25 protein-coding genes are annotated in these 24,068 nt (G+C 68.5%); 10 read left to right on the plus strand and 15 right to left on the minus strand.

The genetic code is table 11. The features are described from left to right. Nucleotides 1-2 precede the first annotated feature (2 nt). The 6 genes from DCN14_RS28505 to DCN14_RS28530 form a co-directional block, all read right to left on the minus strand. Nucleotides 3-713 carry an SRPBCC domain-containing protein gene (locus DCN14_RS28505; protein ID WP_096507203.1) on the minus strand — a complete coding sequence of 237 codons (711 nt, stop codon included), beginning with the start codon at nt 711-713 and terminating at the stop codon, nt 3-5. 28 nt (nt 714-741) lie between these two features. Beyond that, nucleotides 742-1,095, minus strand: a complete 354-nt coding sequence (locus DCN14_RS28510) for a DUF427 domain-containing protein (protein ID WP_096507202.1) — start codon at nt 1,093-1,095, stop codon at nt 742-744. A 134-nt stretch (nt 1,096-1,229) separates the two neighbouring features. After that, on the minus strand, nt 1,230-1,667 hold the full coding sequence (locus DCN14_RS28515; RefSeq protein WP_096507201.1) for a carboxypeptidase-like regulatory domain-containing protein: 438 nt from the start codon (nt 1,665-1,667) through the stop codon (nt 1,230-1,232). Nucleotides 1,668-1,761: 94 nt separating this feature from the next. After that, entirely contained in the window at nt 1,762-3,246 is a 1,485-nt protein-coding gene (locus DCN14_RS28520; protein ID WP_096507200.1) for a DegQ family serine endoprotease, read from the minus strand. 112 nt (nt 3,247-3,358) lie between these two features. Continuing rightward, nucleotides 3,359-4,696, minus strand: coding sequence for an ATP-binding protein (locus tag DCN14_RS28525; RefSeq protein ID WP_096507199.1), 1,338 nt, complete (start codon nt 4,694-4,696; stop codon nt 3,359-3,361). A 3-nt stretch (nt 4,697-4,699) separates the two neighbouring features. Further along, on the minus strand, nt 4,700-5,362 hold the full coding sequence (locus tag DCN14_RS28530; RefSeq protein ID WP_041490448.1) for a response regulator: 663 nt from the start codon (nt 5,360-5,362) through the stop codon (nt 4,700-4,702). A 183-nt stretch (nt 5,363-5,545) separates the two neighbouring features. Between DCN14_RS28530 and dacB the strand changes: the two genes are divergently transcribed. The 3 genes from dacB (at nt 5,546) to DCN14_RS28545 (ending at nt 9,563) form a co-directional block, all read left to right on the plus strand. Further along, entirely contained in the window at nt 5,546-7,081 is a 1,536-nt protein-coding gene (dacB, locus tag DCN14_RS28535; RefSeq protein WP_096507198.1) for a D-alanyl-D-alanine carboxypeptidase/D-alanyl-D-alanine-endopeptidase, read from the plus strand. Between the two features lie 344 nt (nt 7,082-7,425). After that, nucleotides 7,426-8,340, plus strand: coding sequence for a sterol desaturase family protein (locus tag DCN14_RS28540; protein ID WP_096507197.1), 915 nt, complete (start codon nt 7,426-7,428; stop codon nt 8,338-8,340). Between the two features lie 83 nt (nt 8,341-8,423). Then, on the plus strand, nt 8,424-9,563 hold the full coding sequence (locus DCN14_RS28545) for an SGNH/GDSL hydrolase family protein (protein WP_096507196.1): 1,140 nt from the start codon (nt 8,424-8,426) through the stop codon (nt 9,561-9,563). A 90-nt stretch (nt 9,564-9,653) separates the two neighbouring features. On the opposite strand, the gene DCN14_RS28550 is transcribed toward DCN14_RS28545, so the two are convergent. From DCN14_RS28550 to pyk, 6 genes are all read right to left on the minus strand, one after another. Beyond that, a complete protein-coding gene (locus DCN14_RS28550) occupies nt 9,654-10,682 on the minus strand; it encodes an L-threonylcarbamoyladenylate synthase (RefSeq protein WP_096507195.1) in 1,029 nt (342 codons plus the stop codon). An 11-nt stretch (nt 10,683-10,693) separates the two neighbouring features. Further along, nucleotides 10,694-11,887 (minus strand): 5-(carboxyamino)imidazole ribonucleotide synthase, encoded by a 1,194-nt coding sequence (locus DCN14_RS28555; protein ID WP_096507194.1) that lies wholly within the window; start codon nt 11,885-11,887, stop codon nt 10,694-10,696. Nucleotides 11,888-11,972: 85 nt separating this feature from the next. Beyond that, a complete protein-coding gene (purE, locus tag DCN14_RS28560; RefSeq protein ID WP_096507193.1) occupies nt 11,973-12,494 on the minus strand; it encodes a 5-(carboxyamino)imidazole ribonucleotide mutase in 522 nt (173 codons plus the stop codon). A 17-nt stretch (nt 12,495-12,511) separates the two neighbouring features. Then, nucleotides 12,512-13,402 (minus strand): phosphoribosylaminoimidazolesuccinocarboxamide synthase, encoded by an 891-nt coding sequence (locus DCN14_RS28565; protein ID WP_096507192.1) that lies wholly within the window; start codon nt 13,400-13,402, stop codon nt 12,512-12,514. 243 nt (nt 13,403-13,645) lie between these two features. Beyond that, entirely contained in the window at nt 13,646-14,710 is a 1,065-nt protein-coding gene (gene fba / locus DCN14_RS28570; protein ID WP_096507191.1) for a class II fructose-bisphosphate aldolase, read from the minus strand. A 301-nt stretch (nt 14,711-15,011) separates the two neighbouring features. Next, a complete protein-coding gene (gene pyk, locus DCN14_RS28575; protein ID WP_096507190.1) occupies nt 15,012-16,448 on the minus strand; it encodes a pyruvate kinase in 1,437 nt (478 codons plus the stop codon). Between pyk and DCN14_RS39055 the strand changes: the two genes are divergently transcribed. After that, the gene (locus DCN14_RS39055) at nt 16,447-16,575 is read left to right on the plus strand and encodes a hypothetical protein (protein ID WP_257785637.1); all 129 of its coding nucleotides are present in this window, start codon (nt 16,447-16,449) and stop codon (nt 16,573-16,575) included. The genes pyk and DCN14_RS39055 overlap by 2 nt on opposite strands. A gap of 157 nt (nt 16,576-16,732) precedes the next feature. On the opposite strand, the gene DCN14_RS28580 is transcribed toward DCN14_RS39055, so the two are convergent. The 3 genes from DCN14_RS28580 to DCN14_RS28590 all read right to left on the minus strand — a co-directional run bounded on the left by DCN14_RS28580 (nt 16,733) and on the right by DCN14_RS28590 (nt 19,286). Further along, the gene (locus tag DCN14_RS28580) at nt 16,733-17,929 is read right to left on the minus strand and encodes a phosphoglycerate kinase (RefSeq protein WP_096507189.1); all 1,197 of its coding nucleotides are present in this window, start codon (nt 17,927-17,929) and stop codon (nt 16,733-16,735) included. A 281-nt stretch (nt 17,930-18,210) separates the two neighbouring features. After that, on the minus strand, nt 18,211-18,534 hold the full coding sequence (locus DCN14_RS28585; RefSeq protein ID WP_096507188.1) for an AzlD domain-containing protein: 324 nt from the start codon (nt 18,532-18,534) through the stop codon (nt 18,211-18,213). Further along, on the minus strand, nt 18,531-19,286 hold the full coding sequence (locus DCN14_RS28590) for an AzlC family ABC transporter permease (protein ID WP_096507187.1): 756 nt from the start codon (nt 19,284-19,286) through the stop codon (nt 18,531-18,533). Before DCN14_RS28590 ends, DCN14_RS28585 begins: the two co-directional genes overlap by 4 nt. Nucleotides 19,287-19,492: 206 nt before the next feature. On the opposite strand from DCN14_RS28590, the gene DCN14_RS28595 reads away from it, so the two are divergent. The 6 genes from DCN14_RS28595 (at nt 19,493) to DCN14_RS28620 (ending at nt 24,059) form a co-directional block, all read left to right on the plus strand. Further along, nucleotides 19,493-20,416: a branched-chain amino acid transaminase gene (locus DCN14_RS28595; RefSeq protein ID WP_096507186.1), complete on the plus strand. Its 924-nt coding sequence runs from the start codon at nt 19,493-19,495 to the stop codon at nt 20,414-20,416. A gap of 51 nt (nt 20,417-20,467) precedes the next feature. Next, nucleotides 20,468-20,662, plus strand: a complete 195-nt coding sequence (locus tag DCN14_RS28600) for a zinc-finger domain-containing protein (protein WP_006482499.1) — start codon at nt 20,468-20,470, stop codon at nt 20,660-20,662. Between the two features lie 140 nt (nt 20,663-20,802). Beyond that, nucleotides 20,803-21,840: a lipopolysaccharide heptosyltransferase II gene (waaF, locus tag DCN14_RS28605; protein WP_096507185.1), complete on the plus strand. Its 1,038-nt coding sequence runs from the start codon at nt 20,803-20,805 to the stop codon at nt 21,838-21,840. A 115-nt stretch (nt 21,841-21,955) separates the two neighbouring features. Further along, entirely contained in the window at nt 21,956-22,402 is a 447-nt protein-coding gene (locus tag DCN14_RS28610; RefSeq protein ID WP_096507184.1) for a nuclear transport factor 2 family protein, read from the plus strand. 33 nt (nt 22,403-22,435) lie between these two features. Further along, entirely contained in the window at nt 22,436-23,473 is a 1,038-nt protein-coding gene (locus DCN14_RS28615; protein ID WP_096507183.1) for a hydrolase, read from the plus strand. Next, nucleotides 23,466-24,059 carry a DUF2946 family protein gene (locus DCN14_RS28620; RefSeq protein ID WP_096507182.1) on the plus strand — a complete coding sequence of 198 codons (594 nt, stop codon included), beginning with the start codon at nt 23,466-23,468 and terminating at the stop codon, nt 24,057-24,059. The genes DCN14_RS28615 and DCN14_RS28620 overlap by 8 nt, the downstream gene beginning before the upstream one ends. Nucleotides 24,060-24,068: the final 9 nt, after the last annotated feature.

Here is a 24,068-nt window from a genome sequence, read left to right on the forward strand (position 1 = left end):
GTTCAGGCGCCGTTGATCCAGCGCGCCGCGTAAAGCAGCAGCGCGACGAACACGATGATCGCCGCCCATACCCACACGGGCAACGGGCCGGATTCGCGATGATGGAGCGCACTGGCGGCGCGACCGCTCAGCGCGCCGCCCACGTGCGGCGGCAGCGGACGCTTCGTCGCGGCCATGATCGACGCGGGCCGCAGGAACACGTGCTGGCGACGCTGCGGGCCCGGGCGCGCACGGTTCGGCACGAGTCCGTGCTTCGCCTGCACGACCGCGCAGAATTCGCGGAAGAAATCGTCGGTCCATTCGCGCAGCGCGTTCTCGATCTGCCGCGCCGGCAATTCGGCGAGCGGCCCGCTCGCGGTCGCCCACACCACGTAGTCGATGCGCGTCGCATCGGCGTCATCGTCGTCCGGCAGCAGCATGAGCTCGACCTGACCGCGCAGCGCCCCGAGGCCGTCGGCCCGCGCCTTGAAGTTGAGCACGCGGCGCGGCCGCCCTTCCGCATCGCCCTGCTCGCCGGCCGAATGCGCGCGCACGTCGTAGCGCGCGCGCAGCGGACCGAGCGGCACCGTGATCGTCAGCGCGAACTCGCCGTGCGGCAGCTTCACGAACGATTCGCAATGGTCGAAGCTCGCCCGCAGCAGCGCGAGATCCTCGAGCGCGTCCCGCACGATCGCCGGCGCGAGCGGTACGCGTAACGTGTCGTTCAGTTCCATGATGCCTCCCCGATGAACGCGTGCCGCATCAGGATGTCTCGACGAGACTGTCGATCCGTGCGGCGTCGAAGGCAACGTAGTGCGCAAGCGCGGACGCGGCCTCCCGCGGTTCCTCGTAACTCCATGCGGCGTTCTCGATCACGCCGTCTTCGGTCTGCAAATCGAAATGCACGGCCTCACCCTTCAACGGACAGGCCGTCGTGACGCCCGACTTCACCAGCCGGCGCATATTGACGTCGTCGCGCGGCAGATAGTGAATGTCCGGCAAACCCGCTTCGCGCACCGTCAGCGCACCCTGCGAATCGGCATACGTGATGCCGCGATGAATCACCCGCACGCGATGGCGGTTCGGCACGATTTCGAGGCGAGGGGAATCGGACATCGTTTCTCCTTCGGGCGGCCCCGGCGGGCAGGCCGGGCGCTGGAAACGAAAAAGCCACGGCACGCAGCCGTGGCTTTCATTATGGGCGAAACTTCGTCCGATTGCGCGACCCCGGACGGGGCCGCGCCGACAATTTACTGGGCGCTCCACTGGAACGCCGCTTTCGCGCCGCCCTTCGAACCGACCGTGACCGCGCGCGACTCGTCGCTGCCCTGGTACGACGCATGGACGGTGTAGTGCCCCGGCGGCAGCTTCACGAGCATGTACGGCCCGCGTGCGTCCGTCTTCAGCACTTCGTTGCTCTTGCCGTCGACGATCCGCACGTGGACGTCGGCCAGATATTCACCGCCCTTGCCGGTGAAGCGCAGCGCGAGCGGCCACGCCGCCTCGTTGCGCTCGAATGCCGTCGATTGATCCTTGCCGATGCCGCCTGACACGTAGCTCACATCGCCCTGCTGGCTCGCTGCGGGCAAGCCGTCCGACTGCGCGTACGCGCCGGTCGCGGCGGCTGCGAGGCCCGCGGCCAGCGCCGCGGCGACGGCAAATCGGGACACGTTGCGTAGATATTGCATGGCTCTCTCCTTTTGGGTCGGAACACAGCACCACGGGGCCGAACGACGGCGGCGCCCGCCGGGGCCGGCCAGGCCGGCCCGCAACGGCCGCCGGTCAGCTCAGGTCGACCGGCACGAAGATCTGTGCATTATCGCGCTGAATCAACAGAGCAAGACTGTTGCCTGCTCCCTTGACCGCATCGCGCAACTGCTCGGGGCTCGTGACCGGGCGGCCGTTGACCGCGAGGATCACGTCGCCGGGCTGGATGCCCGCGCTGGCAGCCGGACCGCCGGCCTGCTGCACGATCAGCCCGTGCGACAGGTTGTCGGCGCTGCGCTCCTGCGGCGTGAGCGGACGCACCGCGACGCCGAGGCGCCCCTGTTCGACCGGGCTGCCGTCGTTCGACGCCAGCTTCGCGTCGGTCATCGCGCCGAGCGTCACGGCGATCGACTTCTTCGCCTTGTCGCGCCACACCTGCAGGTCGGCCTTCGAGCCGGGCTTCAGGTTCGCGATCTGCGCGGGCAGCGACGTGGAATCGGCAACCGGCGAGCCGTTCACCGCCAGGATCACGTCGCCCGGCTGCAGGCCGGCCTTCGCGGCCGGGCCGTTCGGATCGACCGAGCTGACGAGCGCGCCGTCCGGCTTCTGCAGCCCGAACGAGCTCGCGAGCGTCTGGTTGAGGCCCTGCACGGCGACGCCGAGGCGGCCGCGGCTCACGTGGCCCGTCTTCACGAGCTCGTCCTTGACCTTGATCGCCTCATTGATCGGGATCGCGAACGACAGGCCCTGGAAGCCGCCCGTCTGCGAGTAGATCATCGAGTTGATGCCGATCACCTCGCCCTGCAGGTTGAACAGCGGGCCGCCCGAGTTGCCGGGATTCACCGGCACGTCGGTCTGGATGAACGGCGTGTAGTTCTCGTCGGGCAGCGCGCGCGACTTCGCGCTGATGATGCCCGACGTGACCGTGTTGTCGAAGCCGTACGGCGAACCGATCGCGACGACCCACTGGCCGACCTTGCTCTGCGCCGGGTCGCCGATCTTCACGATCGGCAGGCCGCTCGCGTCGATCTTCAGCACCGCGACGTCGGACTGCTTGTCGGAGCCGACGACCTTCGCCTTGTACTCGCGCTTGTCGGTCAGCTTGACCGTCACGACGTTCGCGCCGTCGATCACGTGCGCGTTGGTGAGGATGTACCCGTCGGGGCTGATGATGAAGCCCGAGCCGAGGCTCGCGCTCGGCTGGTCGTCCGGCTGTGCGTCGCCGCCCATGCCCGGCACCTGGCCGTAGAAGTGCTTGAAGAACTGGTAGAACGGGTCGCTCGGATCCATCGGCAGCTGCGGCTGCTGCACGCGTCGCGACACCTGCTTCACGACATGCTTCGCGCTGATGTTCACGACGGCCGGACCGTAGGTTTCGACCAGCCCGGAGAAATCGGGAATGCCGGTCTTCGCCGCAGCCTCGGCCGGCATCAGCGCGGCCGCCTGCGCGGGCGTGATGATCTGCGGATCGGCACGGCGGGTGCCTGCGACATAGCCGGCGGACAGGGCGGCCGCCACGGCGACCGCGACGGCACCGCGCGCAAGGAATCGGGTATTCATCGTAGGACCTCCTCTTTGTTAGGACGCAGCGTAACGACCCTGACTTAAAGGAGGCTTAATCGGCCTCAAGCGGGGCTTAAGCCGGTCGGCGCCGGACCACCGGCGCCGTTCTTCAGACGGATTCGGGCGCCGGCGCCGGGATCCCGGCGTCGCGGAACACGACGCTCACGAGCAGGCCGCCCGCGGCCGCGTCGCCGAGCGACACCGTCGCGCCTTGCTGTGCCGCCACGCGCTTGACGATCGCGAGCCCGAGCCCGCTGCCCGACACGTCGGCGCGCGAGCGCGCCGAGCTGTCGCGGTAGAACCGGTCGAACACGCGCTCGCGCTCGTCGGCCGGGATGCCGGGCCCGCTGTCGCCGATCTGCACGCAGGTGCGGCCGGCCGCGTCGCGCATCAGCGAAACATCGATGCGGCCGCCGTCGGGCGTGTACTTCACCGCGTTGTCGAGCAGGTTGCCGAACATCACGCGCAGCGCGCCGACGTCCGCGACGACGGTCGCCGCGCGCGTCTCCTCGAAGCCGAGATCGATGTCGTGCCGCTGCGCGAGCGGCGCATGCGCGGCCACGCATTCGGCAAGCAGCGCCTGCAGGTCGACCGGCTCGCGCATCGTGGCGCCGTCGGGTTCGGCGCGCGCCAGCGCGAGCAACTGCTCCGCGAGACGCGTCGCACGCGTGACGCCGTCCTGCAGATCGGCGACCGCCTCGCGGCGCGACGCGTCGTCCTTCGCACGCGCGACGAGCTGCGCCTGGATCTGCACGGCCGCGAGCGGCGTGCGCAGTTCGTGCGCGGCATCGGCGACGAATGCCTTCTGCGTGTCGAGCGCCGCCGACAGCCGCGCGAGCAGCCCGTTCAACGCGCGCACGAGCGGCTGCACCTCGAGCGGCAGGCGCGCGTCGGGCAACGGATCGAGCGCCTCCGGCCGGCGCGCCTCGACCGCGCGCGTCACGCGGGCGAGCGGCGCGAGCCCGCGCCCGACGATCATCCAGACGGCCGCGCCGAGGAACGGCAGCAGCACGATCAGCGGCCACAGCGTACGCAGCGCGACGTTCGCCGCGAGCCGGTTGCGCACCGACAGCGGCTGCGCGAGCTGCACGACGTTGTCGCCGACGATCGCACCGTACACGCGCCATTCGCCGCGATCGGTGCGCTCGGTCGAGAAGCCCAGCTCCGCGCGCGGCGCGATCGGCGCGCGCGGATGCGAGAAGTACATCAGCACGCCGTTGCGATTCCAGATCTGGATCACGATGCCTTCGTCGCCGTTGGTGCGCGAGCCGAACACCTGCGAGAACGGCTCGGACGGCAGCGCCGCCGCGATTTCCTGCAGCTGGTAGTCGAACAGCTCGTTCGCTTCGGCGAGCGCCTGCCGATAGATCAGCCAGCCCGCGATGCCCACGCCCGCGACGACGATCGCGAGCAGCCAGATCAGCAATTGATGACGAATCGACCGCACGCGTCAGCTTTCCTTGACGACCATGTAGCCGAGCCCGCGCACGTTGCGGATCAGGTCCGAACCGAGCTTCTTGCGCAGCGCGTGGATGTAGACCTCGACCGTGTTGCTGCCGATCTCCTCGCCCCAGCCGTACATCTTCTCCTCGAGCTGGCTCTTCGACAGCACCGCGCCGGGCCGCGCGAGCAGCGCCTCGAGCAGCGCGAACTCGCGCGCGGACAGCGCGACGGGCGCGCCGTCGAGCGTCACCTGGTGCGACGCGGGATCGAGCGTGAGCGCGCCGTGGCGGATCAGCGACTCGCTGCGCCCCGCCTGGCGACGGATCAGCGCACGCATGCGCGCGCCGAGCTCGTCGAGATCGAACGGCTTGACGAGGTAATCGTCGGCGCCGGCGTCGAGCCCCTTCACGCGATCGGCGACCGCGTCACGCGCGGTAACGATCAGCACCGGCAGCGACAGCCCGCGCGCGCGCAGCGTGCGCAGCACATCGATGCCGTCGCGCTTGGGCAGGCCGAGATCGAGCAGCAGCAGGTCGTACGTCTCGCCGCCGAGCGCGGTGAGCGCCGCGTCGCCGTCCTGCACCCAGTCGACCGCGAAGCCGTCGGAGCGCAGCGCCTTGCGCACGCCCTCCGCGATCATCCGGTCGTCTTCGACAAGCAGAATGCGCATCGGAACAGGAGTCCATGGGACGAGTGAAACATGGCGTCCATTGTAGCGCCGCGAATTGCCGGCGCTCTTTGCAATGCAACAGAAAGGCGGATTGCAAGGGACGTGTGCGGACTTGTCTCTACAATGTGCGCTCCGGCGCCGCGCGCGCCCCGCCCGAGTTTCGTGCTTTTCCCGTATTCGCCCATGCCGATTTCCGATCTTTCCGCCCGGCTCGCGCCCCGCGCCCGCCTCTGCCTGCGCACCGCTGCCGTCGTCGCCACCTGCGCGGCCCTTGCCTTCGCACCGTCCGCGCAAGCCCGCAAGAAGTCACACAAGGACGCCCACAAGAGCGTCGTCGTGTCGCCGGCCGCGCGCGCGGCCGGCCTGCCGGCGTCCGTGCTCGTCGCGCTGCAGCGCGCGAAGGTGCCGGCGTCCGCGATGAGCGTCGTCGTCGAGCAGGTCGGCAACCCCGAGCCGCTGATCGCGTGGAACGCCAGCCGGCCGATGCTGCCGGCGTCGACGATGAAGCTCGTCACGACCTTCTCCGGCCTGTCGATCCTCGGCCCCGACTTCCGCTGGCGCACCACCGCGTATGCGGACGGCCCGGTCGATCCGGACGGCACGCTGCAGGGCAACCTGTACATCAAGGGCACCGGCGATCCGAAGCTCGTGCCCGAGGAGCTGATCGACCTCGTCGACAAGATCCGCAAGGCCGGCATCAAGCGCGTGGCCGGCGGCCTCGTACTCGACAAGAGCTATTTCGCGGCGTCGACGCGCGACCTGCCGTCTTTCGACGACGACGTGAGCGCGCCGTACAACGTCGGCCCCGATCCGCTGCTGTATGCGTTCAAGGCCGTGTCGTTCACGGTCACGCCGGGCGACGACGGCAAGGTGGCCGTCGACGTGCTGCCGCCGCTCGCGGACCTGTCGATCGACAACCAGTTGCACGAAGGCAAGGGCTCGTGCGATGCGGCCGCCGACGCCGCGCGCCCGACGCTGTCGACCGGCACCGGCGGGATCATGACGGCATCGTTCGCCGGCGACTATCCGCTGCGCTGCGGCGCGCATACGACCAACCTCGCGATCCTCGATCACACGACGTTCTTCGCGCGCGGCTTCCTCGCGCTGTGGCAGCAGGACGGCGGCACGATCGCGGGGCCGGTCAGCGAAGGCAAGGTGCCGGGCAACGCGCGTCCGCTCGCCGTGCATCAAAGCCCCGTGCTCGGCAACATCGTCTACGACATCAACAAGTTCAGCAACAACGTGATGGCGCGCAACCTGTTCCTGACGATCGGCGCGGTCGCCGGCAGGCCGCCCGCGACGCCGGAACAGTCGAGCCGCGTGGTGCACGCGTTCCTGCAGAAGAACGGCATCGCGATGCCCGACCTCGAGCTCCGGAACGGCTCGGGCCTGTCGCGCGACGAGCACGTGAGCGCGCTGTCGCTCGCCGCGCTGCTGCAGGCCGCGAACGCGAGCCCCGTCGCGCAGGCGTTCGTCGATTCGCTGCCGATCGCCGGCATCGACGGCACGATGAAGAACCGCCTGACCAACGCCGGCGTGCTCGGCAACGCGCACATCAAGACCGGCACGCTGCGCGACGTGCGCGCGATCGCGGGCTACGTGGCAGGCGCCGACGGCCAGAGCTACATCGTCGTCAGCTTCATCAACGACGATCACGCCGAAGCCGCGCGCGCCGCACACGACACGCTGCTCGAATGGATCTACGCAGGCGCGCACTGACGCCGCATCATCGGCTCGCGCCGGCGACGGCGCGGCACCTCACCCCGGGGCCCGGCAGGCAATCAGCCGCCGCCCCGCCCCCCCCGAATCGCCGCGCGCGGTTTGAAACGGCCGCCGTCGCCGATGCGCCGCAGCCCCCGCGCAGGCCCTGCGCACAAAACGGGGCCACACCGCCCGCGCCCGTGCCGCGCGGCTTCCGTAGAAACCCTGTCCTCAGAGGGAACCCTCTACGCTGCCCCCTCGCCTAGCGCGTGGCGATTGCGTAGGCTGTTGGCCTGACCGATATCTACAACGGGCCATGCGCCCGGCCTCACGGCTTGCAGGGGAAAGGAGGAGACACGTCCATGCGATTCGACGTCGAATTGCTTCTGCTCGCGCTGGCGCCCGTCTTCCTGCTTTGCATCGGCTGGGAAGCCCGGCACCTCGCCCGCACACGTGCGCAGGACCCTGTCTATGCGTGGCGCGACACGCTGTGCAACGCGGCGCTCGCGCTGATGCACCAGGGCGCCGACAAGCTCGCGTGGCTGTTCGTGATCCCCGTTTATGCGTACTGCTACACGCATTTCCGGCTGTTCACGTGGCACGACGGCTGGCTGTCGTTCGCCGTGCTGTTCGTCGGGCAGGACCTGCTCTACTACGTGTTCCATCGCGCGAGCCATCGCGTGCGCTGGCTGTGGGCCGCGCACGTCGTGCACCACTCGTCCGAGCGAATGAATTTCTCGACCGCGTTCCGGCAGAGCCTGATGTATCCCGTCGCCGGCATGTGGGTGTTCTGGCTGCCGCTGGCGCTGCTCGGCTTTCCGCCGCAGCAGATCGTCGGCGTCGTGCTGATCAATCTCGCGTTCCAGTTCTTCGTGCACACGCAGGCGATCGGCAAGCTCGGCTGGCTCGAATACGTGCTCAACACGCCGTCGATCCATCGCGCGCATCACGCGCGCAATCCGCGCTACATCGACCGCAATTACGCAGGTGTACTCGTGATCTGGGATCGCCTGTTCGGCAGCTACGTCGAGGAATCGCCCGACGACCCGCCGCAATACGGAATCGTCGAGCCGCTGGGCTCGAACAACCCGCTCGTCGCGACGTTTCACGAGTGGGTGTCGATGGCGGCCGACGCATTGCACGTCGAAGGATGGCGCAACAAGCTGCGCGCGATTTTCGGCCCGCCCGAATGGGCGAGCGCTTATCATGCGCAGATCGCCGAGGCCGCAAACCACGATCCGCGCACCACGCCGCTTGCGGCCGTGCGCGACCAATAAACCGCTTCAGCCAACGGCCGCCGCGCAGCCTTTACCCGAGGAGACACGCGGCAGATGGGCCATATCTACGAGGAGATCCATCGATGCAATCACAACAACGCACCCCGTCGCGCAACCGGCAACGCCTGCTGCGCACCGCGCAGGTCGCGATCGCGGGCGCCGCGCTCGCATTGCTCGCCGCATGCGGCGGCGGCGACGACGACAACAACAGCAGCGCATCGAACACGCCGCCGTCCGGCGTACAGATGCAGATCGTCTCGTTCGGCGACAGCCTGTCGGACACCGGCACCTACTCGCAAATCAAGCTCGGCTTCGGCGGCGGCCGCTTCACGACCAACCCCGGCCAGGTATGGACGCAGGACGTCGCGCAGTACTACGGCGACACGCTGCAGCCCGCGAACCAGGGCGGCTTCGGCATTCCGCTGCAGGCCACGGGCGGCCTCGGCTATGCACAGGGCGGCTCGCGCGTGACGCTGCAGCCGGGCATCGGCCACGCGGATGCGAGCGTGCCGAACGCGGACTACGCGCAGGCCACCACGACGCCGATCGCCGACCAGGTCAAGCAATACCTGTCGCAGCACGGCAGCTTCAACGCAGGCCAGATCGTGCTGATCAACGGCGGCGCGAACGACATCTTCTATCAGGCGCAAGTCGCGCAGGCGCAAGGCAACACGCCGGCCGCGCAGCTCGCGGCCGCCCAGGCGATCGGGCTGGCCGCGCAGCAGCTCGCCGCCCTCGTCCAGCAGATCGTCGCGTCCGGCGCGACGCACGTGTTCGTCGCGAACGTGCCGGACATCGGCGGCACGCCGCTCGCACTGCAGGGCGGCACGCAGGCCGCGTTCACGCAACTGTCGGGGCTGTTCAACCAGACGCTGGTTGGCACGCTGGCCGCGCTGAAGGTCGACGCGACGAAGTATGCGGTGGTCGATTCGTTCACGTGGCAGGACGGCATCGCGGCCAACTACCAGGCGAACGGCTTCACCGTGTCGAACACCGACACCGCGTGCAACCTGAAGGCGATGGTCGCGGCGGCAACGCAATACGGCGTCGCGGACGCGAGCGCTTTCGGCTCGTCGCTGTTCTGCTCGCCGCAGACCTACACGACCGCCAACGCGGACCAGACCTACATGTTCGCCGATACGGTCCACCCGACGACGCACCTGCACGCGCTGTTCGCGCAGTACGTCGAGAAGCAGATCGCGGCATCGGGCGTCGGCAAGTAAGCGACCCGCCGCGCGCGCAAACGAAAACGCCCGACCGGTTCGTGAACCGGTCGGGCGTTTTTTGTTCGTGGCCGGTCGAGGCCGGCTGCGTCAGTCGCGCGCTTCGAATGCCGCGGCCGCACGGCCGAGGCGATCGTTGACGGCGATCCACTCGACGGTCTCGGGCAGCTTCTCGACGAGAATGCGCGCGACCTGCGCACGATCGAGCGCACGCAGCATGCCGTACAGATCGCGCGCATAGGCCCGCGGATCTTCCGGCGCCGCGACGAAATGCACGCCGTCGGCCTGCGCCCAATGCCCCGCGCGCGATGCGCGTGCGACCAGCGCGACGCGTTCGCCATCGGTCTGCGCGGCCGCGAGCAGCGCCTCGAGCGCGTCGAACGGCAGCAGCGCGAGCGGCGTGCGCGGCGCGTAATGCGCCTTCAGCGTGCCGGACGCGCGCGGTGCGGTCGCGTCGCTGCCGTCGGGCAGTTGCGGCGCGCGGCCGAGCACGTCGGCAATCTGCTGCGGCGTCACGTGGCCCGGGCGCAGCAGCGCCGGGAAGCCGCGCGACAGATCGAGAATCGTCGACTCGATGCCGACTTCGGATGCGCCGCCGTCGAGCACGTGCACCGTGTCGCCGAATTCGTCGCGCACGTGCTGCGCCGTGGTCGGGCTCACATGCCCGAACCGGTTCGCGGACGGCGCGGCCACACCGCCGTGGCCGCCGCGCCGCGCGCTGAACGCGGCCAGCAGCGCCTGCGCGACCGGATGCGACGGGCAGCGCAACCCGACCGAATCCTGCCCGCCGCTCACGGCGTCCGGAATGCGCGCATGGCGCTTCAGGATCAGCGTCAGCGGGCCCGGCCAGAACGCAGCGATCAGCGCCCGCGCATCGGCGGGCAGGTCGGCGGCCCAGTAGCCCGGATCGCCGCCGGGCGGCAGATGCACGATCACCGGATGGTTCGCGGGGCGCCCTTTCGCCGCGTAGATGCGCGCGACGGCCTCGGGGTTCGCCGCATCGCCGCCGAGCCCGTAGACGGTTTCGGTCGGGAACGCGACGAGTTGCCCCGCGTCGAGCAGCGCGGCGGCCGCGTCGATCTGTGCAGGCGTCACGCCATTCGGGAGATCGATGGACATCGGCCGGCGCCTCAGTCGAGCGGCACGCGCAGCAGCTGCGCGCACGCGGTGGCCGCGGCGGCGGCTTCGTCGCGCGTCTCGGCCGTGAAGTTCACGTGGCCCATCTTGCGGCCGACGCGCGCGTCTTCCTTGCCGTACAGATGCAGGTGCGCGGCCGGCATCGCGGCGACGGTGTCCCACGGCGGCGTGACGGCCTCGGCAGCACCGTTCGGGAACCACACGTCGCCGAGGATGTTCAGCATCGCGGCCGGCGAATGCTGGCGCGGATTACCGAGCGGCATGCGGGTCATCGCGCGCACCTGCTGCTCGAACTGGCTCGTTGCGCACGCATCGACCGTGTAGTGGCCGGAATTGTGCGGGCGCGGCGCCATCTCGTTCGCGACGAACGAGCCGTCTTCCAGCACGAAGAATTCGACGCACAGCACGCCGACGTAGCCGAGCGTATCGGCGATCCGCACGGCGGCCTGCTGCGCTTCTGCGACGCGCGCGGCATCGGCGGCCGGCGCCGGCACGATCGTCAGCGCGAGGATGCCGTTGTGGTGCACGTTCTGCGCGAGCGGGAACGCTGCCGAGCGGCCGTCAGCGCCACGCGCGATCAGCGCCGACACTTCGTATTTCAGCGGCAGGCGTTTTTCGAGCACGCATGCCACGCCGCCGAACGCTGCATGCGCATCGCGCGCTTCCTGCGCGGTGCTCACGCGCACCTGGCCCTTGCCGTCGTAGCCGAGCCGTGCCGTCTTCAGGATGCCCGGCAGCACCGCGTCGAGCGCGGCATCGTCGAGTGCGGCGAGCGCCGCGGCCGATTCGATCACGACGTGCGGTGCGACCGGCACGCCCGAGGCTTCGATGAACCGCTTCTCCGCGATCCGGTCCTGCGCGACCGCGACGCAGCGGCCCGCCGGCGCGACGAACGTCGTGCGCGCGAGGAAATCGAGGCTCGCGGCCGGCACGTTCTCGAATTCCGTCGACACGGCATCGCACAGTTCCGCCAGCTCGGCGAGTGCGGCTTCGTCGTCGTAGGCTGCGCGCAGGTGACGGTCGGCGACCGCGCCGGCCGGGCTCGTCGGATCGGGATCGAGCACGGCGACGCGATAGCCCATCGACTGGGCGGCAAAGCAGAACATGCGGCCGAGCTGGCCACCGCCGACCATGCCAAGCCACGCGCCGGGCAGGATCGGGGAAACGGAATCAGGAGTTGCGGTCATGTCAGTGATCGGTCGCGGCGGGCGCTGCCCGCCGCAGTAGGAGGGTCAGACGGCCGCTGGAATGGCAGGGCGGCCGCCGGTGCCGTCATGCCAGCGGCGGCAGCACCATCGCGTGCGCGGCTTCGTTCTGGCGCACGCGGAACGCGGCAAGCCGGTTCGCGTAGTCGACCGACGTGACGGACAGGATCGACACCGCGAACAGCGCTGCATTCGCCGCGCCGGCCTCGCCGATCGCGAACGTCGCGACCGGCACGCCCTTCGGCATCTGAACGATCGAGTGCAGCGAATCGACGCCCTTCAGGTACTTGCTCGCGACCGGCACGCCGAGCACCGGCACCGTGGTCTTCGCGGCCAGCATGCCGGGCAGGTGCGCGGCGCCGCCGGCACCCGCGATGATCGCGCGCAGCCCGCGCTCGCGCGCCTTCTCCGCGTAGTCGAACATCTCGTCGGGCATCCGGTGCGCGGACACGACCTTCGCTTCGTACGGCACGCCGAATTCCTGCAGGATCGCGACCGCGTTCTTCATCACGTCCCAGTCGGAGCTCGAGCCCATCAGCACGCCGACGAGCGGCGCGCTGTGCGTGTGGGCGGTCTGGACTTCACTCATTTCGTACGTTCCTTCTGTCAGGCAAGCGGCTGGCCGGTGATGCGCTCGAGCGCTTCCTGATACTTCGCGGCCGTCTTCTCGACGACGTCGGCCGGCAGCGCCGGCGCCGGCGCGGTCTTGCCCCACGGCTGCGCTTCGAGCCAGTCGCGCACGAACTGCTTGTCGAACGACGGCGGATTGGTGCCGACTTCGTACTGGTCGGCCGGCCAGAAGCGCGACGAATCGGCCGTCAGCACTTCGTCCATCAGGTACAGCTTGCCGTGGTTGTCGAGACCGAATTCGAACTTCGTGTCGGCGATGATGATGCCGCGCGTCGCCGCGTAGTCGGCCGCTTCCTTGTACAGCTTGATCGAGATGTCGCGGATCGTCGCGGCCAGCTCGGTGCCGATGCGGCGCTCGGTTTCCTCGAACGTGATGTTCTCGTCATGCTCGCCGAGCTCGGCCTTCGCGGCCGGCGTGAAGATCGGCTCCGGCAGCTTCTGCGCGTTCTGCAGCCCTGCCGGCAGTTGCACGCCGCACACCGAGCCCGACGCCTGGTATTCCTTCCAGCCGCTGCCGGCCAGGTAGCCGCGCACGACCGCTTCGATCATGATCGGCTCGAGGCGCTTGACGACCGCCGCGCGGCCCTTGACCTGCTCGACCTCGTCGGCCGCAACGACCGCTTCCGGCGCGTCGCCCGTCAGGTGGTTCGGCACGATGTGCGCGAGCTTGTCGAACCAGAAGTTCGCCATCTGGTTCAGCACGCGGCCCTTGTTCGGAATCGGCTCGCCCATGATCACGTCGAATGCCGACAGACGGTCGGTCGTGACGATCAGGAGCTTGTCGTTGCCGACCGCGTAGTTGTCGCGGACCTTGCCGCGACCGAGGAGCGGCAGCGAGCGGAGCGTGGATTCGTAGAGGGTAGACATCGTCTTTTCGCAGATAAGGAGCCAAACAAAAAGGGAAACGCCGTTCCCCGCGGCAGGCGGGAACGGCGGTCTTGCAATACGTCGGCGAACCGGCCGGGACGGCGCCCGGGCGGTTGCCGGCCGGCCCTCGTTCGGCCGGACGGAACGGCTGCCCGGGGCCGGATCGGATCCGGCAACCGGGCTGCCCGCCCCTGCCCGATGACGGAACCGGGCAGCATCGGGCGGGGCAATCGTACTACAGTCTCAGCGCACGACCTGCGCGAGCGCGCCGGACTTGTACTGTTCGGCGATCTTGTCGAGCGACACCGGCTTGATCTTGCCGGCCTGGCCTTCGCAACCGAACGCGAGGTAGCGGTCGACGCAAACCTGCTTCGCCGCTTCGCGCGCGGGCTTCAGGTAGTCGCGCGGATCGAACTTGCCCGGGTTCTCGAACATGTAGCGGCGGATCGCACCGGTGATCGCGAGACGCAGGTCGGTGTCGATGTTGATCTTGCGCACGCCGTGCTTGATGCCTTCCTGGATTTCCTCGACCGGCACGCCGTAGGTTTCCTTCATGTCGCCGCCGAATTCGCGGATCTCGGCCAGCAGTTCCTGCGGCACCGACGACGAACCGTGCATCACCAGGTGCGTGTTCGGGATGCGCGCGTGGATTTCCTTGATGCGCTGGATCGACAGGATGTCGCCCGTCGGCTTCTTCGAGAACTTGTACGCGCCGTGCGACGTACCGATCGCGATCGCGAGCGCATCGCACTGCGTGAGCTTCACGAAGTCGGCGGCCTGCTCCGGATCGGTCAGCAGCTGCTCGCGGGTCATCGTGCCTTCCGCGCCGTGGCCGTCTTCCTTGTCGCCCTTCATCGTCTCGAGCGAGCCGAGCACGCCGAGTTCGGCTTCGACCGTCACGCCGATCGAGTGCGCCATTTCGACGACCTTGCGCGACACGTCGACGTTGTACTCGTACGACGCGACCGTCTTGCCGTCGGCTTCGAGCGAGCCGTCCATCATCACGCTCGTGAAGCCGCTGCGGATCGCGCCCATGCAGACCGCCGGCGACTGGCCGTGATCCTGGTGCATCACGACCGGGATGTGCGGATACGACTCGACCGCCGCTTCGATCAGGTGGCGCAGGAACGGCTCGCCCGCGTACTTACGCGCGCCGGCCGATGCCTGCATGATCACGGGCGCGCCGACCTGGTCCGCCGCCGCCATGATCGCCTGGACTTGCTCCAGGTTGTTCACGTTGAAGGCCGGCAGGCCGTAACCGTGCTCTGCCGCGTGGTCCAGCAATTGACGCATTGATACGAGAGGCATTGTGGAACTCCTTGGAATGAAAACCGGTGCGCCCTGACGCCGGCGCGGCGCTCGCTCCCGGCAAAACCGGGGTGGCGCGGCGCGGCTGAGCGTCGAATAGCCGCATTTTATCGCGAAGCGCCTCCGATTCCGACCGCCAGGCGGCGCGTGCTCGCAATTTGTTACCTTCGCACGGCACAATCCGGGCAAAAAACAGAAAAAAAGCCGCGCGGGGCATCGTACCCCGCGCGGCTTTCGTCAAAAACGGTGCCCGATCAGTTCGGGCGGCCGACCGATCGACCGGCCGGTGGCACGCCGACGCTCAATAATGCTCGCCGACGCGCACGATCTTCAGCGTGTTGGTGCCGCCCGCCTGCCCCATCGGCTCGCCGACGGTCAGCACGACCATGTCGCCGTGCTGGACGTAGCCCTGCTTGACGACGATCTCGAGCGCGGCCTGCAGCGCCGAGTCGCGGTCGCTGTTGAAGTCGACGTGCAGCGGCGTCACGTTGCGGTACAGCGCCATCGTGCGCTCGCTGCCGACGCGCGGCGTCAGCGCGAAGATCGGCACGTGCGTGTAGTGACGCGACATCCACAGCGCGGTCGCGCCCGATTCGGTCAGCGCGATGATTGCCTTCGCGCCCAGGTGGTAGGCGGTGAACAGCGCGCCCATCGCGATCGACTGGTCGATCCGCGTGAACGTGCGGTCGAGGAAATCCTTGTCCAGCTCGACCTCTTCGGATTTTTCCGCCTCGACGCACACGGCCGCCATCGTTTCGATCGTGACGACCGGGTACTTGCCGGCGGCCGTCTCGGCCGACAGCATCACCGCGTCGGTGCCGTCGAGCACCGCGTTCGCGACGTCCGACACTTCCGCGCGGGTCGGCACGGGCGCGTGGATCATCGATTCCATCATCTGCGTCGCGGTGATCACGAGCTTGTTCGACTCGCGCGCCATCCGGATCATCCGCTTCTGCAGCGCCGGCACCGCCGCGTTGCCCACTTCCACCGCGAGGTCGCCGCGCGCGACCATGATGCCGTCGGACGCGTCGAGAATGCTCTGCAGCGCCGGAATCGCTTCCGCGCGCTCGATCTTCGCGATCATCTTCGGCTTGATGCCGTACGGCGCGCCCGCGATGTTCGCGAGCTGGCGCGCCATTTCCATGTCCGTCGCGTTCTTCGGGAACGACACCGCGACCAGATCCGCGCCGAGCGACATCGCCGTGCGGATGTCTTCCATGTCCTTCGCGGTCAGCGCGGGCGCCGACAGGCCGCCGCCCTGGCGGTTGATCCCCTTGTTGTTCGACAGCTCGCCGCCCACCTTGACGATCGTATGGATCTCTTCGCCGAGCACGCGCTCGACGGTCAGCACGATCAGGCCGTCGTTCAGCAGCAGCAGGTCGCCCGGCTTCAGGTCACGAGGCAGCTCCTTGTAGTCGAGGCCGACCCGCTCGTCGTTGCCGAGCTCGCAGCCCGCGTCGAGGATGAAGGCCTGGCCCGGCACGAGCGTCGTCTTGCCGTTCTCGAACTTGCCGACGCGAATCTTCGGGCCCTGGAGGTCGGCCATGATCGCGATCTCGCGGCCGACCTTGCGGGCGGCCTCGCGCACCATGTCGGCGCGCTGGCGGTGATCGTCGGCCGTGCCGTGCGAAAAATTGAGCCGCACGACGTCGAGGCCCGCCTGCATCATCTGCAGCAGAATCTCCGGCGAACTGGAAGCCGGGCCGATCGTGGCGACTATCTTGGTGGCGCGCTGCATGAAACTCCTCATCTGGATCAAGGTGGATGCGCTGGGTGAAACGCTGCGAGAGCCGGAGTCGGCAGGCCCAGCGGCGGCCGTTCCGGGGGGCGTGCCGGTACTTGCGTCCGGCATCGCTTTGTTCTGAATCTCGTGGTGCTGCACGGCCGCGTCGCCGGCGGCCGCCGGTGCGCGCGGGGCTGAGTTCGCCCGCGCGGGCGCGCGTTTGCGCTTGCCCGCGCCGGCCGGCTGCTCCGCTTTCGCGGAGCGCGCGGCCTTGGTCAACCCTGCGCGCGCCGCCACGCTCAGGCCGCCCGCGTTTCGAGCACTTCCACCGCCGGCAGCTTCTTCCCCTCGAGGAACTCGAGGAAGGCGCCGCCGCCCGTCGAGATGTAGCTGACCTGGTCGTGGATGCCGTACTTCGCAATGGCCGCGAGCGTGTCGCCGCCGCCCGCGATCGAGAACGCGGACGATTTGGCGATCGCTTCGGCGAGCGTCTTGGTGCCGTTGCCGAACTGGTCGAATTCGAATACGCCGACCGGACCGTTCCACACGATCGTGCCGGCCTTCTCGAGCTGGCTGGCGAGCGCCTTGGCCGTATCCGGGCCGATGTCGAGGATCATGTCGTCCGCTTCGATGTCGGCGACCTGCTTCACCGTGGCCGCGGCCGTCGGCGAGAATTCCTTGGCCGTCACGACGTCGGTCGGGATCGGCACCGACGCGCCGCGCTCGCGCGCTTCGTCGATGATCGCCTTCGCCTCGGCGACGAGATCGGCTTCCGCGAGCGACTTGCCGATCGGCAGGCCGGCCGCGAGCATGAACGTGTTGGCGATGCCGCCGCCGACGATCAGCTGGTCGACCTTCCCGGCCAGCGACTTGAGGATGGTCAGCTTGGTCGACACCTTCGAACCCGCGACGATCGCGACCAGCGGACGCGCCGGGTTGCCGAGCGCCTTGCCGAGCGCGTCGAGTTCGGCGGCCAGCAGCGGGCCCGCGCATGCGACCGGCGCGTACTTCGCGATCCCGTGGGTGGTCGCTTCCGCGCGGTGCGCGGTGCCGAACGCGTCGTTCACGTACACGTCGCAGAGCTTCGCCATCTTCTGCGCGAGCTCGTCGGAATTCTTCTTCTCGCCCTTGTTCACGCGGCAGTTCTCGAGCAGCACGACCTGGCCCGGCGCGACGTTCACGCCGTTCTCGACCCAGTTGGAAACGAGCGGCACATCGCGGCCGAGCAGTTCGGCGAGGCGCTTCGCGACCGGCGCGAGCGAGTCTTCCGGCTTGAATTCGCCTTCGGTCGGACGACCGAGGTGCGACGTGACCATCACGGCCGCGCCGGCGTCGAGCGCGGCCTGGATGGCCGGCACGGACGCGCGCACGCGCGTGTCTTCGGTGATGTTGCCGTGATCGTCCTGCGGGACGTTCAGGTCGGCGCGGATGAACACCCGCTTGCCGGCAAGCTGGCCGGCGGCGATCAGGTCGGTAAGACGCTTGACTTGGCTCATGTTGAACAGATTGAAGTAGTGGATGGGGAAAGGGGGTTCACGCTGAAACGTGCGCGGGCTGCCGCGAAAGGGCGCCGGATGCGGCCGTGGCTGGCGGTTCGCATGACGCGCACGGGTAAAAAATCTCGAACGGGCATTCTAGCCGATCCACCCGGCAGACTGACCCGCGCGGCGGCGAATTCCGCCTATTTGGGATCGTGTGCGATGTCCGACACATTGCCGCAACGCAACAATGCAGGCATCCGGGCGGCCCGCGCACGGCGGGCCGGCACGGCGAAGCGTCAGAAGATCAACCGCAGTACGGTGAAGACGAGCATCCCGATGATGATCGTGCCGAGCATGCTGCGCCGCCACAAAAACCATCCGAGGCCGGCGAGCGCCGCATAGAACGGATGGTTGGACAGCGCGAACGAGATTCCGGCGGGCGTTTCGAGCACGTCCGGCAGCACGACCGCGACGAGCGCGGCGGCCGGCGCATAGCGCAGCGCGCGTTGCGCGCGCTCGGGCAGCACGGTGCGTTCGCCGCCGATCAGGAACAGCGCGCGCGTGACCGCCGTGACGATCGTCATCCCGACGATGACGATCCAGATCTCGGTCGCGCTCATTCGATTTCCTTTTCGTGCACGGTTTCGGTGCGGATGCGCCGCCAGTCGGCGCGTTCGACGAAGAAATCGGCCGTGCATCCGGCGGCGAGCGCGGCGAGCACCGCGAGCGGCAGCGCGAGCCGGTACGGCAGGTCGAACGCGATCAGTGACACAATGCCCGCGACCGCGACGGCCGCGAGCGTCGAGCGGTTCGCGACCGCCGCCACCATGATCGGAATCAGCGCGAGCGTGCCGGCCAGCTCCAGCCCCCAGCTCGCGGGAAAGAAGCTCGCGAGGAGGATGCCGGCGAGCGACGACACCTGCCACGACACCCAGCTCGCGAGCGCCATCCCCCAGAAGTAAGCTTCCTTGCCCGGCACGCGGCCGTATGCGAAGCCCTGTTTCTGGAACAGCAGATAGATCACGTCGCCGTTGAAATAGCCGATCGCGAGGCGCCGCCACAGCGGCAGGTAGGAAAAATGGGGAGCAAGCCCGGCGCTGAAGATCACGAACCGCATGTTGACCATCGCGGCCGTGAGCAGGACCGTCCAGATCGGCAGCTTCGCGACGAGGAGCGGCAGCACCGCGAGTTGCGACGAGCCCGCGTAGACGAAGATCGACATCGCGCTCGCCTGGCCGAGCGTCATCACCGATTTGCTCATCGCGATGCCGGTGACGAGCCCCCAGGACAGGATCGCCATCAACGTCGGGGAATAGTCGCGCGCGCCCTGGATCAGCGCGAAGCGGTCGGTGGCGGACAATCGAGCGAGCATGGGAAAGCGGGCCGCAGCGGGCGGTTCGTCCGGGCTCCGGCGTCTCCTGCCGGCACGGCCCTTCGTTATTGGAATCGGTGCCGGACGATTATAGCGCCGGCCCCGCGCCGACCGACCGGCTCACCCCCAAATGACGCTAAAATAAGCGTCTTTCCGGCTCAACGCCGCACACCACCCGCAGCACCCACTGCTTCCAGGAGAATCCTATGTCAATGGCCGACCGCGACGGCAAGATCTGGATGGACGGCAAGCTGATCGACTGGCGCGACGCCAAGATCCACGTCCTGACCCATACGCTGCACTACGGCATGGGCGTCTTCGAAGGCGTGCGTGCATACAAGACGGCCGACGGCGCCACCGCGATCTTCCGCCTGCCCGAGCACACGAAACGTCTGCAGAATTCGGCGAAGATCTTCCAGATGGACGTGCCGTTCGATCGCGAGACGCTCGAAGCCGCGCAGCTCGAAGTCGTGCGCGAGAACAAGCTCGAGTCGTGCTACCTGCGCCCGATCATCTGGGTCGGCTCGGAAAAGCTCGGCGTGTCGGCGAAGGGCAACACGATCCACGTCGCGATCGCCGCATGGCCGTGGGGCGCGTACCTCGGCGAGGACGGCCTCGCGAAAGGCATCCGCGTGAAGACGTCGTCGTTCACGCGCCACCACGTGAACGTGTCGATGGTGCGCGCGAAGGCGTCGGGCTGGTACGTGAACTCGATCCTCGCGAACCAGGAAGCGACCGCCGACGGCTACGACGAAGCACTGCTGCTCGACGTCGACGGCTACGTGTCGGAAGGCTCGGGCGAGAACTTCTTCCTGGTCAACAACGGCAAGCTGTACACGCCCGACCTGGCGTCGTGCCTCGACGGCATCACGCGCGACACGGTCATCACGCTCGCGAAGGACGCCGGCATCGAGGTGATCGAGAAGCGCATCACGCGCGACGAGGTCTACACGGCCGACGAAGCGTTCTTCACGGGCACGGCCGCCGAAGTCACGCCGATCCGCGAACTCGACAACCGCACGATCGGCAGCGGCGCACGCGGCCCGGTCACCGAAAAGCTCCAGTCGGCATTCTTCGATATCGTGTCGGGCAAGAACGCGAAATACGCGCACTGGCTGACGAAGGTCTGAGCGCGCTACCGCACCGACCGCCCCCACAAAAGAGTGATAAGAGAACGTCTCATGAGTGAAATCAAGGAAATGCCGCTGGTCGAGCTGACGGCCAAGGATCTTCCCGCCTACTGCCCGAACCCGGCCATGACGCGCTGGAACGCACACCCGCGCGTGTTCATCGACGTCTCGCACGGCGAAGCGCGCTGCCCGTATTGCGGCACGCGCTACAAGCTGCGCGACGGCGAGGTGGTCAAGGGCCACTGAGCCCGGTCGGCCGGGCCTGCGGGCCCGCCGCTCGCGAGGCGGCGCCGCCGGACATCCGGCGCGCCGCCCTTTTCCTGTTCTGACAACCCGAACGCGGCGCCCGCGCGCCGTGCTTCATTACGACATCGGAAGTCGACCTGATGCGTCGAGCGCTGGTTATCGCACCGAACTGGATCGGTGACGCATTGATGGCGCAGCCGCTTTTTGCGCTGCTGAAAAAGCTCCATCCCCGTATCGCGATCGATGCCGTCGCGCCCACCTGGGTCGCGCCCGTACTCGAGCGGATGCCCGAGATCCACGATGTCTACGCGACCGATCTCGCGCACGGCAAGCTGCAGTTGCTGCGTCGCTGGCAGCTCGCGAGCGACCTGCGCGACGTCGGCTACGACGCGGCGTACGTGCTGCCGAATTCGCTGAAGTCGGCGGTGATCCCGTGGCTCGCGAACATTCCGCTGCGGATCGGCTACACGGGCGAGCACCGCTACGGACTGTTGAACGTGCGGCACGCGAACCCCGACAAGTCGGGCGAGCGTCCGCCGATGACGACCCACTACGCGGCGCTCGCATACGCGCCGGGCGCGAAGCTGCCCGAGTCGATGAAGACGCTGCCGCCGCCGCGCCTCGACGCCGACCTGAACGAGACGGCGCGCGTCTCCGCGCGCTTCAATCTCGATACGCGCAAGCCGCTCGTCGTGTTCTGCCCCGGCGCGGAATACGGCCCGGCCAAGCGCTGGCCGCCCGAGCACTTCGCGACGCTCGCGACGATCGTCCACCAGTCGTTCCCGTACACGCAGATCGTCGCGCTCGGCTCGCCGAAGGATTCGGCCGCCGCGCAGGCGATCGCCGACCACGCGCCGAACGTGCGGAACCTGTGCGGGCAGACGTCGCTGTCCGAGGCCTGCGCGCTGATCGCGCGTGCGAACGGAGTCGTCACCAACGATTCGGGGCTGATGCACGTCGCCGCCGCGCTGCGCCGGCCGCTCGTCGCGTTGTACGGATCGACCGATCCGCGCCACACCCCTCCGCTGTCGGAGCTGGCGAAGGTACAATGGCTGCATCTCGAATGCAGTCCCTGCTTCGAACGCGAGTGCCCGCTCGGCCATCTGAACTGCCTGCGCGAACTCGGTCCCGAGCAGGTATTCGGCGATTTGCGCGGCATGCTCGTCGGGCAGCGCTGACCCTAGCCGGCAGCGTCGCACGACGCGCCGGGCAATCCGATTCACCGGTGTACGGCGGCCTCACGCGGGCCGCCGTGCTGAATACGGCGCGCGACGCGCGCGAGAGATAACCCCGATGCCACGTTTTGCCCGCCTCTTCGAAGCCGCTGCCGATACGCTGAACGCCTACTACCAGGCCGTCGCCGATGCCAATCTCGACGCGCTGCTGGGGTTGTGGATCGACGAGGATTTCGCCAGCTGCGTCTGGGCCGACGGCGAGCATCTGCACGGCCTCGACCAGATCCGCAGCGGGCTGGCCAACCGGCTCGCGACGCGTCCGGTGACGATCGAACCGCTCGACATCCGCGTGTACGACAGCCTCGGCACCGTCGTCTACACGATCGCCGAAGCGCATCAGCAGGCCGACCTGACGGCCGACCCCGACATGGTTTTCGCCACGTACGTGATGATCCACGAACGCGGCGAGTGGCGCATCGCGCACATCCACGCGAGCCCGATTCCCGAACAAGCGGCCGGACAATTCGCCGCGAAGATCCGTCACGGGCAGGGTCCGCTGCACTGACGAAGAACGAAGCAACGCATTAGCGGGGCGATCATGAGTACGGCTTCTCCGCCCACCTCGCCGCTGACCGGGGCCCCGGCCCCCGACGACGATTCACTGCGCTATCGCGCACCACGCTGGCTGCCGAACAGCCATGCGCAAACCATCGTGCCCGCCCTGTTCGCGCGGCGCCCGGCCGTCGCATACCGGCGCGAGCGCTGGGAAACGCCCGACCACGACTTCATCGATCTCGATTGGGTCGCGCATCTCGACAGCGCGGCACCGCCGCCCGATGCGCCGCTGTTCGTGCTGTTCCACGGCCTCGAAGGCAGTTCCGGCTCGCACTACGCGCTTGCGATGATGGCCGCCGCGCGCGCGAAGGGCTGGCATGCGGTCGTCCCGCACTTTCGCAGCTGCAGCGGCGAGATCAACCGGCAGCCGCGGTTCTACCATCTCGCCGACAGCGCCGAAGTCGACTGGATCCTGCGCCGGCTTGCCGCGCAGCATCGCGGGCCGATCGTCGCGGCCGGCGTGTCGCTCGGCGGCAACGTGCTGCTGCGCTGGCTCGGCGAGCACCGCAGCGACACGTCGATCGTGCACGCCGCCGCCGCGATCTCGACGCCGATCGACGTGCATGCGGGCGGCCGCGCGCTGTCGCAAGGGTTCGCGATGGTCTATACGCGCAGCTTCCTGAAGACGCTCAAGCGCAAGGCGCTCACGAAACTCGATCAGTATCCGGGGCTGTTCGATCGCGACGCGATGCTGCGCGCCGTGACGATGCGCGACTTCGACGAAGTCGTGACTGCGCCGCTGCACGGCTTCGCGGATGCAGACGATTACTGGACGCAGGCGACGACCCGCCCGCTGCTGCCCGCGATCGACGTCCCGACGCTGATTCTCAACGCCCGCAACGATCCGTTCCTGCCCGAATCCGCGCTGCCGAGCACCGCCGACGTCTCGCCGGCCGTCGAACTCGACCAGCCCGCGCACGGCGGCCATGCGGGATTCATGACCGGGCCGTTCCCCGGCCGCCTCGACTGGCTGTCGGCGCGGGTGTTCGGCTATTGCTCGAAATTCGTCGACCATGGATGACATCGTCAGGCAGTCACTCGCCAAATGGCCGAACGTGCCGCACTGCACCGGCTGGTTGCTGCTCGACCGGCGCGGCGAATGGCGGCTGCGCGACGACGCCGCGCAGGCCGCCGGCGAACTCGGCTCGCCGATCCGGCACGCGGCGCTGAACGCGTTCATCGGACGCAATTACGAATGCGATGCGCACGGCCAGTGGTTCTTCCAGAACGGGCCGCAGCGCGTGTACGTCGAGCTCGCCTATACGCCGTGGGTCGTGCGCCTCGCCGAACGCGACGGACAGCTCACGCTCGCCGACCAGACGGGTACGCCGTTCGAACCGGACGCCGCGTGGCTCGACGATGCGGGCGGCGTGCTGTTTCGCGACGCGGGCACGCCGCCGCGCGTCGCGGCACTGCACGACCATGACCTCGGCCTGTTCGCCGATCATGCGGACTTCGACGCGACACCGCCCGTGCTGCGCTGGCGCGACGGGCGCACGCTGCCGCTCGGCAGTCTCGCGTGCGCCGACGTGCCTGCGGCGTTCGGCTTCGTCGCGAGTCCCGCGCAGCGGGCGCGCGACGCAGCCGATGGCGGCAGCGAAAGCTGAAGCGCGCCC

The sequence above is a fragment of the Burkholderia sp. IDO3 genome, assembly GCF_003366075.1.
Taxonomy (GTDB): domain Bacteria; phylum Pseudomonadota; class Gammaproteobacteria; order Burkholderiales; family Burkholderiaceae; genus Burkholderia; species Burkholderia anthina.